Below are 13,513 nucleotides of genomic sequence, written 5' to 3' on the forward strand. Positions count from 1 at the left end.
AGCGCTCATCGTAAGCGTTCCGGCTTTTACACCCGCTTCGCGGGGCGCTTGATGCTCGTATAGGTGAAAACCAGCGACAGGATATAAATCCCCGCAAATACGAAATTGAGACCAGCAATCCAGTCATTGCTGTCACCATAGTAAATCAACAGAAGCCACACGAACAAAGCTTTGGCTGCAGTCATCAGCACCATGTTCAATGTGCGCAGACCAGACTGACCACGCGCATAGAGAATCTCTGTCTGATACTCGATCAGGTTACGGAACCCCGGCACCAGCAACACCAATGGCAGCAGCCCGACAATTGGCGCGACGCTGGCACCCAGCGCTTTCGGGAAGAATTGCAGGAAGATCACCATTGCGCCCAGACCTGCCACCGATATGGCAAAGACCGCAAATTCCAACCCGGCCCTGATGCGCAGCGATGCCAGCATATCGGGCGTGCGCATTAGCTTCTGCACAAGCATCATATTGAAGGAACGGATCGGCAGTGCCGTCAAATCTACAAGGCGCATGATAATCGCATAGATGCCCGCCGTCGTTGGCCCACCGATGCTCAGCACCAGAAGCTTGTCGAGTTCGCTCTGGATATAGAACAAAAGCTCGGCACCCATTACAGCAATGGAATCAGATATACGCCGGGCATAAAGGCGCGGTTCAAAACGCAATTTCACCCGTGGATAGAATCGAAGCGCGACAATCAGTGCCATGGCGTTGGCCGCCAGATACCACCATGCCCAATGCGCAACATCATGGGTTGTCGCCAGAAACATGAACAAGACCGCAGCAACAGCACGCGTTACAGTTCCGAAAATCACAAGCAACGCTGAAATGCCAAACCGACGCAGCCCGTTATTGACGATGATGATCATTTCCGTCGAGCGCCACAAAAGCGCTTCGGCAATGACGACAACTGCGAACGGCAAAAATGAAATGTCCCGGCTGAAGAAGACGAAGTAAACCAGCCACGAACAGAGCGCAAAAAGCGGCAGGGAAACAAGAACCGCCGCCAAATAACCGGCTGTATATGTGCCAAGCAACAGCGGCTTCACTGTCGAGATGCGATAAAGCGGCGAGCTGAACCCCAGTGAAACAAGGCGCGACAGAACCACACCAGTGCCTGAGGCGGTGGCAAAGATACCGAAGTCTCCAGTCGGCAAGGTGTTGGCAAGTGCGATAAAATAAAGAAGGGAAACAACCAGTCGCCCGGCAGAGCCAGAAAAGAGCGAGAAATAGTCCCGCACGACTGAGCCTCGGCTACCCGATAGTTTCTGGAGGGCTTTCGCGATCAACCAAGGGCCTCGTCTTTATATTACCTATTGCTTGTTAAGCCGCATATGTCGACCATAGAGCGATACTTAGCGAAAAAGACTTAATTAAAAAGCACTAACCCGATAATCGATGCGTATTTTAACCATTTGTTCTCCATAAAAAACCTATAGTCGAAAGCATGTAGACTATTCTGGGGTACGGACATCTTTGACGATGAGCGGTAATGACAAGCGCAATAAGGGAAGAGAGGAAAAGCCTCTTCTTGCATTTTCAGACGCGCCCGAGACAAGCCGCGAAGAATCTGACACGTCCAAACGTGACCCTCAATCTATCACTCCCCCCATCACTCCACCATGGACCCCCCCTGCCACTCCTGAGGAACGCGCAGAACTTTTCCGCTCCCAGCAGGAAAGCAAAGCTGCGGAAGAAAAAGAAGTTTCCGAGCTTCGCAGTCGTATGGCTTCGATAAAGGCGGAGCTTGAGCGCAAGATAGCGGAACGCGAACAGAGCGCCAGTTCGTCCAAGGATGAAGTGGCCAAAGTCAGCGCATCGGAACCGAAAGCCATCGTCACGGATGATACATGGCCCGCAAAGCGCGATGCGTCGAACACCGAATGGAAGCCACTTATCGATCCACGCATAGCGATTGAAGTCGTCAAAGGCGCGCGCAAATTGCTGATTGCGACGACGCTGATCGGCGGCATTGCAGCAGCTCTCTACGCTATGACGATCCCACAAATGTATGTTGCTTCGACTGATATTCTGGTCGACCCGCGCAGCATCAAGACCGTGGGCACCGAACTGACCCCGGGACAATTGCCCACCGATGCATCGCTGGCGATTGCTGAAAGCCAGGCGCGATTGCTTGATTCGAGCAGTGTTTTGCTCAAGGTCATTAGTCAGGCCGATCTGACCAAAGATCCTGAGTTCAACGGCAGTTTTGTTCCCACCGGTATTGCCGGCTTTTTCGCGCAGCTTAAAGGCATGATTAAGCCAAATACTGCGAGCGAGGGTCAGGCACTTGAAACCCGCGTTCTATATAATCTTTACGACAGCCTTACGATCGGGCGCGACGCCAAGACCTTCATCTATTCGATTTCGGTCAAGACACGCAGCCCTGAGAAATCGGCCGAAATTGCCAATCTCGTCGGTTCCGTGTTCCAGACAGAGCTTGACTCCCTCCAATCCGATGCCGCTCGCCGTAATGCGGAAGAGCTTTCGAAGCGCCTCGCCGATATGCGTGCAAGCGTGGAGAAAGCGGAACAGGCCACAGCGGATTTTCGCGCGTCACGTGATCTGGTCGATGTTGATGGCAAGCTGATCAGCGATAACGATCTTACACGCCTGAATGATCAGCTCACCAATCAGCGCGCCGAAACCGTGCGTCTTCAGGCGCGTGTTCAGGTTCTCAATGATGCGACAACGGGCAGTGTCATTTCCGGTACATTGCCGGAAGATCTGCGTTCCAACACGCTGACGGCACTGCGTGCGCAATATGCGCTGGCCAGCCAGAGCGCGAATGGAGCGTCCACTCAGCTTGGGCCGCGCCACCCGCAACTCATTCAACTACAGTCGCAAAAGCAGACCGTCCTGAATGATATCGATGCCGAACTGCGCCGTATCCGTGCGTCCTTGCAGGTCGAAGTACAACGCTCTGCCCAGCAGGAACGCGATCTCAATACGCGCCTCGCACAGCTCAAGTCGCAGCAGGCCAACAGCAATGACGATCGGGTGAAATTGCGGGAACTGGAGCGTGAAGCTTCAACTCTGCGCTCCGTATATGAAGCATTCCTCCTGCGTTCACGCGAAACTACCGAGCAGCAGGGCATCACGACCACTAATGTCCGTGTAATTTCTGAGGCACGCCCACCGCTTGATCCTGCTGGATCTTCGCGCAAGCTGATTGTGATCGCAGGCCTGATCGCAGGTCTTCTGGCAGGTCTTGCCATTACAGCCGTCCGCAACTTCGGACGGCTGGTGCGCTTGTCCTAGGATCAGTCTCCGCAAACCAGCGCTGCGTCAGGCTGTCTGACGCGTAGCTGTTTCAACACGCTGCAGCTTACGGCCGCTTGCGCGCAAAATGCCCTGCGCTCCGTCGAGATGGCCAGATTTCAGCTCAATTGCCAGAAAGCGCCGCTTTTCGAACGGCCCAGGCATCGCAAGTTCAGCGGTCTGTTTCGCTGAAAAACCGAAGCGTTCATAATATTCCGGATCACCAACAAGCAGAATAGCACCATGGCCGAGCCGTTTGGCTTCTGCGATCGCGTAGTTCATCAACCCCGAACCGATACCACAGCCCGCAGCCGATGGATCAACTGCAAGTGGACCAAGCAGCAAAGCTGGAACCGGAAAACCGAAAGCATCAAGCCCGGCTTGGACATTCCACAGGCGCACCGTGCCTGCCAGCGAACCATCCGCGCCAACAGCGGAAAAAGCCAGACCTTCCGCAGGCAGGCGACCACGGCGCAGCTTTTCAGAAGATTTTCTGCGACGGCCTTCGCCCATAGCGCGATCAAGCAGAGCTTCGCGCGCGACAGCGTGCTCCACAGCTTCGACCGAAATGGTGAAAGCAGGCGCAAAAAGCGGCGACAGGCCGGTTACGATATTTTCCTGAATTTCCAGATTAGCGTTCATGACATCTCACCCCAAGCATGGGCAGCCGCACATCCTGCCCAGCGTTGGAGCGCCATGCGCTCTAACTTTTTGCTTGTCGCATTATCCAACGCAAAACCGCTACGCACTTTTGCTGGAAATGCTCTTGCAACACCAGACAGATTGAGAGGATCGATCGGGAAGAACCCGATTGATCAGATGACGTATGATCGGAGCGGCTCAAAACCGTTGAACGCCACCGCCGAATAGGTGGTGGTGTATGCACCTGTGCCTTCGATGAGCACTTCATCACCGATGGTCAGCGAAACCGGCAGCGGATACGGCGTCTTTTCATAAAGAACATCCGCACTGTCGCAGGTTGGGCCAGCCAGCACGCAAGGTTCGGTTTCGCCACCATCATGAGGAGTCACGATCTGATAGCGGATCGCTTCATCCATGGTTTCGGCGAGACCGCCGAATTTGCCGATGTCGAGATAGACCCAACGCACATTGTCGTTGTCCGACTTACGCGAAACCAGAACCACTTCGGTCTTGATGACGCCTGCATTGCCAACCATGCCACGGCCTGGTTCGATGATGGTTTCCGGAATGCGGTTGCCGAAATGCTTCGAAAGCGCATCGAAAATCGCCATGCCGTAAGCCTGAGCGGTCGGTACATCCTTGAGGTAGCGGGTAGGAAAACCGCCGCCCATGTTGACCATGCGCAGAACGATGCCTTCGTCAGCCAGCGTGCGGAATACCGATGCTGCATCGCCGAGCGCGCGATCCCATGCAGAGAGGTCTGTCTGCTGCGAACCGACGTGGAACGATACGCCGTAAGAGTCGAGGCCGAGCGACTTTGCATGACGCAGCACGTCGATAGCCATCGCAGGCACGCAACCGAACTTGCGTGACAGCGGCCATTCAGCGCCTTCACCATCGGTCAGCACACGGCAGAACACACGGCTGCCGGGAGCAGCGCGAGCGACTTTTTCAACTTCTTCAACGCAATCAACTGCATAGAGGCGAATGCCCAGCTCGAAGGCGCGCGCAATATCGCGCTCCTTTTTGATGGTGTTGCCATAAGAGATGCGGTTTGGCGTTGCACCGGCTTCCAGTGCCATTTCGATTTCGGCAACCGATGCCGTATCGAAGCACGAGCCAAGCGATGCGAGGAGACGCAACACTTCAGGTGCTGGATTTGCTTTCACAGCATAGAAAATGCGCGAGTAAGGCAATGCCTTTTCAAAATTCTGATAGTTTTCGCGCACGACATCGGTGTCGACGACGAGGCAAGGGCCATCGGGACGGCGGGTGTTGAGGAAGTCGATAATACGCTGCGTTGCCATGGTCGTTCTCCCGCGCGGCTTGATCTGCCGCATCTAGAGCGCAATCCAGAAAAAGATTGCGCAGAAAAAACACTTAGGGAATCTGACCGAGCCCACCATGGGCCAAGAAATTCTCTAAGAGACAAAGTATGCATAAGCGCATTCGCGGTGAGGCCAGCCTTTGGAGATGCTGAGGTCACGCGAAAACTCATGCGGCGGTGGAACAACGCTAAACCCGCGTTACTCCGCTTTGTCTGCCTTGGATTGGAATTGGAGAACCGCATCCGCACTTTTGGCAATGAAGGTGTGCCTCTTCAGTAATTCCGGCTTTTGGACAGCCGAAAGACACCAGAAAGGCCCGCACCGTCGTTGCTTCAAGATGTCCTCGATCTGGCGGTTGGCCTACAGATCGACTGGAGCGGTTAGGTCCAGGTACCGTACCGAATTCCTCACCATTCGAGGATCGGCGGACACCCACAGGCACGTGCGACTTTGGGCAAGGGCGATATAATCTCAATCATGTGTTGATTCAATGACAAATGCGGGGTGCGCAAAAATAATTTTAAAGCTGACTCGCTGCTGCGTGCGCTTGCCATTGTTCAACATTAGTGAAACAATCCGTCCCGTTAATTTCCCTTTCTTTAACCATAAATGCTGATTTCGGCAGCAAGTCGTGAACAATGACCCGCCTCGATTCCTTCAACGCCATCATCGCGAAAACTGAGAATGCGCCTGCTCACGCAACTCATGGCGTCCTTCTAAGTGCAACTCTTGCGGTCAAAGACATCTATGATGTGGCCGGAATGAAAACCGGCTGCGGAAATCCGCAGATTTTAGCCGAATCACCTGTTGCCACCAGATCAGCGCCGACAGTTGAAAAACTGCTTGCAGCAGGTGCCGCTTGCATCGGCAAAACTCAGACCGACGAGCTGGCTTTTTCGCTGATGGGACAGAACTCCCACTACCCTTATCCCATAAATCCGTCCGCCCCTGACCGCGTTACGGGTGGCTCATCATCCGGCTCTGCAGCAGCTGTTGCAGGTGGATTGGCGGATATTGCGCTCGGCTCCGATACGGGAGGCTCAATCCGCGCACCAGCCAGCTTCTGCGGTCTTGTTGGCCTGCGCACCACCCACGGCCGTATTCCGCTTGAAGGTGTCATGCCGCTTGCGCCTTCCCTCGACACGATAGGTTGGTTTGCGCGCGATATCGATCTTTATGAAAAAGTCGGCAAGATTCTGCTCGGCGAGGACAAGCAGACTTTCGCCTTCTCGCAGCTTCTTTATATGCCGCTGCTGGAACATCTGCTGCTCGATCATCCTGAAACAGACAGCTATCGCGCCATGTTTGCGAAAGTGCGTCCACATTTTGCAAGTCTCAAGGCCGCCAGCCAGCCAACGCTTTCGATAGACGAGTTATATCTCACCTTTCGTCAGATACAGGGCGCAGAAGCCTGGGCAACCCATGGCGCGTGGATTTCATCAGGTGACCGCAAGCTCGGCCCCGGCGTCGCCGACCGTTTTGCTTACGGGTCAGAAATCACAGAAGAAGCCCTGGCGCAACACCGCAGCCGTCGCACGCGGTTCACTCAGGAATTGGAAACAATCATCGGTGACAATGCGGTACTGGCGCTGCCAACCGTACCGGGCGCCGCACCTTTTGCCAAAGAGCCGTTCGAGACATTACAGGCCTATCGCGAACAGGCGCTACGCCTTCTCTGCCTCTCCGTTCTTTCAGGCTTGCCGCAGATTACAGTGCCGCTCGGAACCGTTCACGGCGCGCCCATGGGCATTTCCTTCATCGGACCACGCGGCAGTGACCGCGCACTGATCACACTCGCTCAAAAGATTCTTATTCAGACACAAGGCTGAGCCATGGACACCCTCACACGTATGCGCGCATTTATCGATGTGGTCGAAGCGGAAGGCTTTTCCGCTGCCGCTAGAAAGATAGGGCGTTCCAAGGCACTGCTCTCCAAATATGTGCGGGAACTTGAAGATGAGCTTGGCGCACGCCTGCTCAACCGCACAACCCGACAGTTCTCGCTCACTGAAGCAGGCCATACCTACTATCATCGCGCTATCGAGATCATTCGCGAAATTGACGCGTTGCAGGATGCCGTCAGTGAAACCAGTTCCGATGCACGCGGCCGCATCAAACTCTCAGCACCACGCACCTTTGCCGATGCGGTTATCGGGCAATCGCTGATCGATTTCTGTCTCTCTCATCCGGAAATAGTGCTCGACGTACGGTTGGATGACCGTTTTGTCGATCTGGTGGAAGAAGGTTTTGACCTCGCAATCCGTATCACGCGCCTGCAGGACTCCTCTCTGATTGCCAAAAGGCTGTCACCGTTCCATTCCGTGCTGTGTGGCGCACCTGAACTGATCGCGCGCGTGGGCAAGCCAGAACGCCCCGAAGATCTTGCCGATAAGCCGTGCATCATCGACACCAATGCACGCTCACGCAACAACTGGCATTTCCGCAATACGGACGGCTCGATGATGACCGTCAACGTTCACGGCCCGATCGAGGTCAATAGCCCTGTTGCTACCAAAACTGCAGCCATTGCCGGGCTTGGTTTTTGCTCCCTGCCAGCATTCATCGCCGAAGAAGAGATCGAGCGAGGCAGGCTCATTCCCTGCCTCGATGAATTCATTGTGAGAGATGGCGGCATCTACGCGGTTTATCCGCATCGTCGCTATCTGCCGGCCAAAATCCGCGCTCTGGTCGACTATCTGACCCAATGGTTTAAGGAACGCGAACTGCGCGAAGACACAAAACTGTAAAAGATCGCGGTATAAAAGGCGGCACCTGTATCACTTGTCCCACTTTCGCCGCCTTCACCCTTATGGCTTGCATAAGCTTTCACGGAATCCATATATGCTCAATTTGCGCTCTTGGCTGAAAAGCCCCCTTGGCCTTGCCGTAACACTGGCGACAGTGTTTGCGCCTCTGGCCGCGAGCGCGCACCCGCATGTCTTTGCCGATGCAAGGCTGGAACTGACAATTGCACCGGACGGCACAGTGGAGAAACTTGCTCATATCTGGCGCTTCGATGATGTGTTTTCATCAACCGTGCTGATGGAGTTCGACAAGAATGGCGATTTGCAGCTCGACAAGAATGAGCTGATTGATCTTGGCCATGTCATCAACAGCTCCATCGCCGAGTTCAAATATTTCCAGACCGTGCTTGCCGATGGCAAAGATGTTAAAATGGCACGTCCGAATGACTTGGCAGCTGACTTCTCCGACAATCATCTGATGATCGTTTTCACCAGCAAGCCTGAAAAGCCGCTAAAGCTTGAACCCGGACACAAGGTCAGCTTCGGCGTTTATGATCCGACCTTTTATACGGCCATTGATTATGTGAGCGATAATGAGCTGGTCGTCAAAGGCCTGCCCGCAGGCTGCAAGTCTGAGGTCATTCGCCCTAACCCCGATGAAGCGCTTGCGCAAAATCAGGGGACGCTGACGGAAGCCTTTTTCAATGATCCGGCAGGCACAGACATGTCAAAGATTTTTGCCACGCGCCTTGAGATAGACTGCGAGAAAAAAGGATAATCAACCTTATGAAAAAAACGGTCCGTTTCATTCTCACAGTCAGCCTTGTGTTGATCGCCGCCCAAGCTTGGGCGCAATCATCTCTGGGCATCGGTGCCAATGAAGTCGCCATGAAACCGACCGGACCTTTTGCGCATATCATTCTCTGGATGAATGAACAGCAGCGCACATTTTATCTCGCAATGACCAATGCACTTAAAGCCATGCGTGAAGACCCGTGGCAGGCATCCGTGCTGATTGGCCTTTCCTTCGTTTACGGTATTTTCCATGCTGCTGGCCCCGGCCATGGCAAGGCGGTCATTTCGTCTTACATGATCGCCAATGAAACGGCGCTGAGACGCGGCATCTTCCTGTCCTTCATCTCGTCGCTTCTTCAGGCGGTCATGGCGGTCTTTGTCGTCGGACTGGCATGGTTTGTGCTGCGTGGCACCGGCATTTCGATGAACCAGACCGCGCGCTATATGGAGATTGCCAGTTTCGGGCTGGTGCTATTCTTCGGCCTCTGGCTTCTGGCGCGCAAACTGCCACTTCTATTCAAGAAGCGAGACAGTGCCGAACCTTCACCGACAAGCGCACTTTTTGCAGCAGCCCCGCAAACGGCAATGGCCAGCGGTCCAGCGTGGCAGGGCAGCGTTTCGCAAAGCACACGTGCGCTCGCCGCAAGCAGCACGGTCAAGCTGAATTACAAGCCCGCCAATACCACGACAGATCACGTCTTCATCGGTGAGGGTGATATCTGCGCTGATTGCGGCAATGCCCATATTGCCGATCCATCGACGCTTGGCGACGATTTCAACTGGAAGACGGCATGGTCGGCGATTTTCTCTGTCGGCCTGCGCCCATGCTCCGGCGCGCTGATCGTGCTCACCTTCGCGCTTCTCAATGGTCTGATGGTTGGTGGCTTGCTCTCGGTCTTCGCGATGGCCTTCGGCACATTCCTGACCGTCGCCATACTCGCGACCCTCGCCGTAACCGCCAAGAATACGGCATTGCGCTTTGCGGGCAGCAGCGCCATGTCAGGTCACCTGAAAGCAGCAATTGAAGTGGGCGCAGCACTATTTATTGCGCTGACCGGCGCTCTGCTGCTCAGTGCCTCGCTGGTGGGTTAGTCCTTATTCTGGCGGCGCGAACGCAGCCAGAATATTCCAAAAAAGCTGAGTACGAACAATATTCCGAAAATAGCTGCCGCAACATGCGAGCGTTCGCCAAGAGCGATCATGATGCTCGGCAAATAATAGGCGAGCACGCCGAAGCCGACCAGGATAATGGCTGCGGCGAATGCCGGGTTACTCTTTTTCGGTTCAGCCACCACTGCGGAAATCCTCGAGTTTCTTTTTCTGCTGCCCCTCACTATCAAAATTTGTCCGTTCAAGCCATGCCTGATAGGCTTGTTTCAGCGCGGGCCATTCGGCGTCGATGATCGAAAACCATGCGGTGTCGCGGTTTTTACCCTTTGTCACCATATGCTGGCGGAAAGTACCCTCAAACTGGAAGCCGAAACGTTCCGCCGCGCGCTTGGATGGCGCGTTGCTATCGTTGCATTTCCACTCATAGCGGCGATAGCCCAGCTCATCGAAAATGTACTGCATGAACAGGAACTGCGCTTCGGTGGCAGCGGGTTTACGCGAGATGATCGGTCCCCAATAGATGTTCCCGATCTCGATGGCACCATGAACCGGATCGATACGCATCAAGGCCTGACGACCGGCGACCTTACCGCTGGCCTTGTCGATGACCGCAAAAAACAAAGGATCTTCGCTCGCAGATACTTTTTCGAGCCACGGCTGAAAAGCTTCACGCGTTGCAGGTGGAACTTCGAACAGCCATGTGAAACGCTGATCGGCATCAGTAACGGAAGAGGCCGAAAACAGCTCGTCACCGTGCCGGGCGGCATCCAGTGGCTCGAGCCTGACATAGTGGCCTTCCAGCACTTTGCGTTCAGGCTTCGGGCGTGGTGTCCAATCTCGCAAATCAGTCATTTAATGCTCCCATCTAATAGAGACAGGAGCATAAAAGGTGGATTACGCAAACAGGAAAATTGTCACCCTCATTTCTCTCTTATTGCGGCGCGATCCACGGAGACCGCTTTGACGAGCGCCACGACCTGATCGCCCACTGCAAGGCCCAGATCATCGACCGAACGCCGCGTCAGCCGCGCACCCAGACGTCGCCCCTGAAAGTCGAGCGCAACGTGGGCATTGGGGCCCTCTCCCGCTTCAATCGCCACAATGGAAACTGGCAACACGTTGCGGATACTGATCGCATCAGGTGCCTTGCGCGCAATGGAGACATCGCGTGCGCGAACCCGAAGACGCACATGCATGTTCTGTTTAAGCCCGGCATCGCTGAGCTGGAATGTCGTCCCGCCAAGATCGATTTCCGCAAGCTTGTAGCGCTCATCATAAGCCGAAACCGAGCCTTCCAGCAGCACGCCAGCGCCCTCGCCGTCCCCATCAATCAGCGGGAAGATCTCGGCAGCCTCGCCACTGGCTTTCACCTTGCCACCCGATAGAAGAACGATTTCATCAGCAAGGCGCGCAACCTCGTCAATTTCGTGGCTGACATAAACGATCGGCACATTGCATTCATCGCGAAGCCGCTCGATAAAGGGCAAAATCTCCTGCCTGCGTGCATGATCCAGCGAGGACAACGGCTCATCCAACAACAAAAGTGCTGGATCAGACAAAAGCGCACGACCAATGGCCACACGCTGGCGTTCGCCGCCCGAAAGAGTTGCCGGACGACGATCCAAGAGGTGATCGATACCAAGCAGCGCCACAACCTCGTCAAAGCTGCGGCTGTTCTGGCGTTTTCCGGCCCAGCGCGCATAAGTGAGGTTTCGCTTCACACTCATATGCGGAAACAGCCGCGCTTCCTGAAACACATAACCGATACGGCGCTTTTCAGGTGGCAGATTGATCCCCTTTTCGGCATCGAAAAGCGTAAAATCACCAACTGCGATGCGCCCGCTTTCCGGACGCAGCGTTCCGGCAATCATCTTGAGAAGCGTTGTTTTGCCAGCGCCCGAATGGCCAAACAGAGCCGTGACACCCCAACGGGCGGCAAAATCTGCTTCAACCGCGAATTTGCCATTGCGGCCAGCGACGGAAACTTCAAGACCGCTCATTTTGCTTCTCCCGCCAGCCTGCGCTGCAACCATTCAGACAACACCACGGCAGCAATGGAAATGGCTGCAGAAATCGCTATCAGACGGAAAGCTTCGGCGTCGCCTGTCGGCGTCTGCAAAAGCGCATAGATCGCCAGTGAAAGCGTCTGCGTTTCGCCCGGAATGTTGGAAACAAACGTGATGGTCGCGCCGAACTCGCCGAGCGCCTTGGCAAAACCAAGCACCGCACCCGCCAGAATGCCCGGCAGTAAAGGCGGCAAAATCACCGTGAAAAAAGCAATGACCCTGTTGGCGCCGAGCGTGCGCGCTGCTTCTTCAAGCCCTCGATCAAGCCCCTCAATCGAAAGACGAATAGGGCGAACGAGCAGCGGAAACGCCATGACACCTGCAGCAAGAGCTGCACCGGTCCAGCGGAAGGAAAAGGAAAGGCCGAGCCATTCCTGCAACGGCACTCCAAGCGCGCCACGCGATCCAAACCAGATCAACAATAAATAACCTGTCACCACCGGCGGGAGAACCAGCGGAATGGTGACAATGGCCTGCACAAGAGACTTGCCCGGAAAATTAAACCGGGCAAGAATCCACGCAACAAGAAAGGCGACTGGCAGAGCAACAATAATCGCTATCCCGGCAACCCGCAGCGACAGAGCAACAATCTGCCAGACATTACTTTCCATTGCTTGGGCCTTCCATCATTACTGAGCGGCCTCTGCAGCGCCAACGAAGCCCTTGTCCTTGATGATCGCCTGACCGGCATCGCTTTCAAGGAACGCAAGGAATGCCTTGGCGGCATCATTTTCGTTCTTTGCAATCAGTGCTGCAGGATACAGGATCGGAGCAAGGCTCGAAGCCGGGAAGCGATAGGCTTCAACGAGTTCAGGCGCAGCCGCACGATCGGATGCATAGACGATTGCCGCCTTCACTTCGGCGCGGCTCACATATTGCAGCGCAACGCGCACGTTTTCGGTGAAAACGGCATTCTTTTCGACGTCTTTCCAGATGTCGAGCTTTTCAAGCGCAGCTTTACCGTATTTGCCAGCTGGAACATTGGATGGATCGCCCATTGCGAAACGACCAGCGCTCAAAAGTTCCTTGGCGTCACCCTTCGGCGTTTCCTTCTGCGTTGCAATTACCAGCGCATTGCCTGCAATCACCTTGCGCGAAGCCTTGTCGATGGCATCGGCCTTTTCGACATAATCCATCCAGTCAAGATCGGCAGAAATGAAAATATTTGCGGGAGCGCCCTGCTCGATCTGCTTTGCCAGAACCGAAGACGAAGCAAAGGAAGCCACAACTTCCGTGCCGTCCTTGGCTTTGATCTGCTTTGCGGCTTCCTCGATCACATCCTTCATGCTGGCTGCAGCAAAGACCGTGACCTTTTCGGCGGCATGAGCAACCGATGCAGCACCAGCTGCAACCGTGATAAGAAACGCAGCGATAAGTTTTTTCATTGTCTACCTCCATAGAGCCCGTATTTCGGGCAAACACCATCACGCGCCGGAAAAAATCCGCCGCCGTTTGTTCGAGCATCAAGACCTGTCCAGATGCTCTAACTTGCGATGATGGGTATGATGGAGGCAAACGCGACCCGGATGCCGTCAGACCCTTTTCACACGGGCGTCCATGCAAA

Annotated in this window: 13 protein-coding genes; 5 read left to right on the forward strand and 8 right to left on the reverse strand. The window is 54.8% G+C overall.

The window, feature by feature from the left end:
- Positions 1–26: 26 nt before the first annotated feature.
- On the reverse strand, positions 27–1,292 hold the full coding sequence (locus ACSME1_RS12150) for a lipopolysaccharide biosynthesis protein (protein WP_435655269.1): 1,266 nt from the start codon (positions 1,290–1,292) through the stop codon (positions 27–29).
- 193 nt (positions 1,293–1,485) lie between these two features.
- Here ACSME1_RS12150 and ACSME1_RS12155 point away from each other — a divergent pair, with 193 nt between their 5' ends.
- Positions 1,486–3,264 (forward strand): GumC family protein, encoded by a 1,779-nt coding sequence (locus ACSME1_RS12155; RefSeq protein WP_435655270.1) that lies wholly within the window; start codon positions 1,486–1,488, stop codon positions 3,262–3,264.
- A 27-nt stretch (positions 3,265–3,291) separates the two neighbouring features.
- Here ACSME1_RS12155 and ACSME1_RS12160 read toward each other — a convergent pair whose 3' ends face one another.
- On the reverse strand, positions 3,292–3,906 hold the full coding sequence (locus ACSME1_RS12160) for a GNAT family N-acetyltransferase (RefSeq protein ID WP_435655271.1): 615 nt from the start codon (positions 3,904–3,906) through the stop codon (positions 3,292–3,294).
- 173 nt (positions 3,907–4,079) lie between these two features.
- Positions 4,080–5,213, reverse strand: a complete 1,134-nt coding sequence (odc2, locus tag ACSME1_RS12165; protein WP_128094125.1) for an ornithine/lysine decarboxylase — start codon at positions 5,211–5,213, stop codon at positions 4,080–4,082.
- Between the two features lie 659 nt (positions 5,214–5,872).
- On the opposite strand from odc2, the gene ACSME1_RS12170 reads away from it, so the two are divergent.
- The 4 genes from ACSME1_RS12170 to ACSME1_RS12185 all read left to right on the forward strand — a co-directional run bounded on the left by ACSME1_RS12170 (position 5,873) and on the right by ACSME1_RS12185 (position 9,865).
- Complete coding sequence (locus tag ACSME1_RS12170) at positions 5,873–7,063, forward strand: amidase (RefSeq protein WP_435655272.1); 1,191 nt, start codon at positions 5,873–5,875, stop codon at positions 7,061–7,063.
- Positions 7,064–7,066: 3 nt separating this feature from the next.
- Entirely contained in the window at positions 7,067–7,981 is a 915-nt protein-coding gene (locus ACSME1_RS12175; protein WP_435655273.1) for a LysR family transcriptional regulator, read from the forward strand.
- A gap of 94 nt (positions 7,982–8,075) precedes the next feature.
- Positions 8,076–8,756 carry a DUF1007 family protein gene (locus ACSME1_RS12180; protein ID WP_024895940.1) on the forward strand — a complete coding sequence of 227 codons (681 nt, stop codon included), beginning with the start codon at positions 8,076–8,078 and terminating at the stop codon, positions 8,754–8,756.
- An 8-nt stretch (positions 8,757–8,764) separates the two neighbouring features.
- The gene (locus tag ACSME1_RS12185; protein ID WP_024895941.1) at positions 8,765–9,865 is read left to right on the forward strand and encodes a nickel/cobalt transporter; all 1,101 of its coding nucleotides are present in this window, start codon (positions 8,765–8,767) and stop codon (positions 9,863–9,865) included.
- Here the strand turns inward: ACSME1_RS12185 and ACSME1_RS12190 are convergent.
- The 5 genes from ACSME1_RS12190 to modA form a co-directional block, all read right to left on the reverse strand.
- Entirely contained in the window at positions 9,862–10,065 is a 204-nt protein-coding gene (locus ACSME1_RS12190) for a hypothetical protein (RefSeq protein ID WP_024895942.1), read from the reverse strand. The two genes, ACSME1_RS12185 and ACSME1_RS12190, sit on opposite strands and share 4 nt — an antisense overlap.
- Positions 10,058–10,735 (reverse strand): GNAT family N-acetyltransferase, encoded by a 678-nt coding sequence (locus ACSME1_RS12195; RefSeq protein ID WP_024895943.1) that lies wholly within the window; start codon positions 10,733–10,735, stop codon positions 10,058–10,060. The genes ACSME1_RS12190 and ACSME1_RS12195 overlap by 8 nt, the downstream gene beginning before the upstream one ends.
- Before the next feature lie 68 nt (positions 10,736–10,803).
- A complete protein-coding gene (gene modC, locus ACSME1_RS12200) occupies positions 10,804–11,883 on the reverse strand; it encodes a molybdenum ABC transporter ATP-binding protein (protein ID WP_024895944.1) in 1,080 nt (359 codons plus the stop codon).
- Positions 11,880–12,560, reverse strand: a complete 681-nt coding sequence (gene modB, locus ACSME1_RS12205) for a molybdate ABC transporter permease subunit (protein WP_024895945.1) — start codon at positions 12,558–12,560, stop codon at positions 11,880–11,882. Before modB ends, modC begins: the two co-directional genes overlap by 4 nt.
- Before the next feature lie 18 nt (positions 12,561–12,578).
- Positions 12,579–13,334, reverse strand: coding sequence for a molybdate ABC transporter substrate-binding protein (gene modA, locus ACSME1_RS12210; RefSeq protein ID WP_024895946.1), 756 nt, complete (start codon positions 13,332–13,334; stop codon positions 12,579–12,581).
- Positions 13,335–13,513: the final 179 nt, after the last annotated feature.

The organism is Brucella pituitosa (genome assembly GCF_965577835.1).
Taxonomy (GTDB): Bacteria; Pseudomonadota; Alphaproteobacteria; order Rhizobiales; family Rhizobiaceae; genus Brucella; species Brucella pituitosa.

Bases quoted from the DNA above. Each gene is read 5' to 3' on its own strand.
- ACSME1_RS12195 (WP_024895943.1), bottom strand. From the start codon at position 10,735: ATGACTGATTTGCGAGATTGGACACCACGCCCGAAGCCTGAACGCAAA.
- ACSME1_RS12160 (WP_435655271.1), bottom strand. From the start codon at position 3,906: ATGAACGCTAATCTGGAAATTCAGGAAAATATCGTAACCGGCCTGTCG.
- ACSME1_RS12180 (WP_024895940.1), top strand. From the start codon at position 8,076: ATGCTCAATTTGCGCTCTTGGCTGAAAAGCCCCCTTGGCCTTGCCGTA.
- ACSME1_RS12170 (WP_435655272.1), top strand. From the start codon at position 5,873: ATGACCCGCCTCGATTCCTTCAACGCCATCATCGCGAAAACTGAGAAT.
- ACSME1_RS12155 (WP_435655270.1), top strand. From the start codon at position 1,486: ATGAGCGGTAATGACAAGCGCAATAAGGGAAGAGAGGAAAAGCCTCTT.
- modA (WP_024895946.1), bottom strand. From the start codon at position 13,334: ATGAAAAAACTTATCGCTGCGTTTCTTATCACGGTTGCAGCTGGTGCT.
- modC (WP_024895944.1), bottom strand. From the start codon at position 11,883: ATGAGCGGTCTTGAAGTTTCCGTCGCTGGCCGCAATGGCAAATTCGCG.
- modB (WP_024895945.1), bottom strand. From the start codon at position 12,560: ATGGAAAGTAATGTCTGGCAGATTGTTGCTCTGTCGCTGCGGGTTGCC.
- odc2 (WP_128094125.1), bottom strand. From the start codon at position 5,213: ATGGCAACGCAGCGTATTATCGACTTCCTCAACACCCGCCGTCCCGAT.
- ACSME1_RS12185 (WP_024895941.1), top strand. From the start codon at position 8,765: ATGAAAAAAACGGTCCGTTTCATTCTCACAGTCAGCCTTGTGTTGATC.
- ACSME1_RS12175 (WP_435655273.1), top strand. From the start codon at position 7,067: ATGGACACCCTCACACGTATGCGCGCATTTATCGATGTGGTCGAAGCG.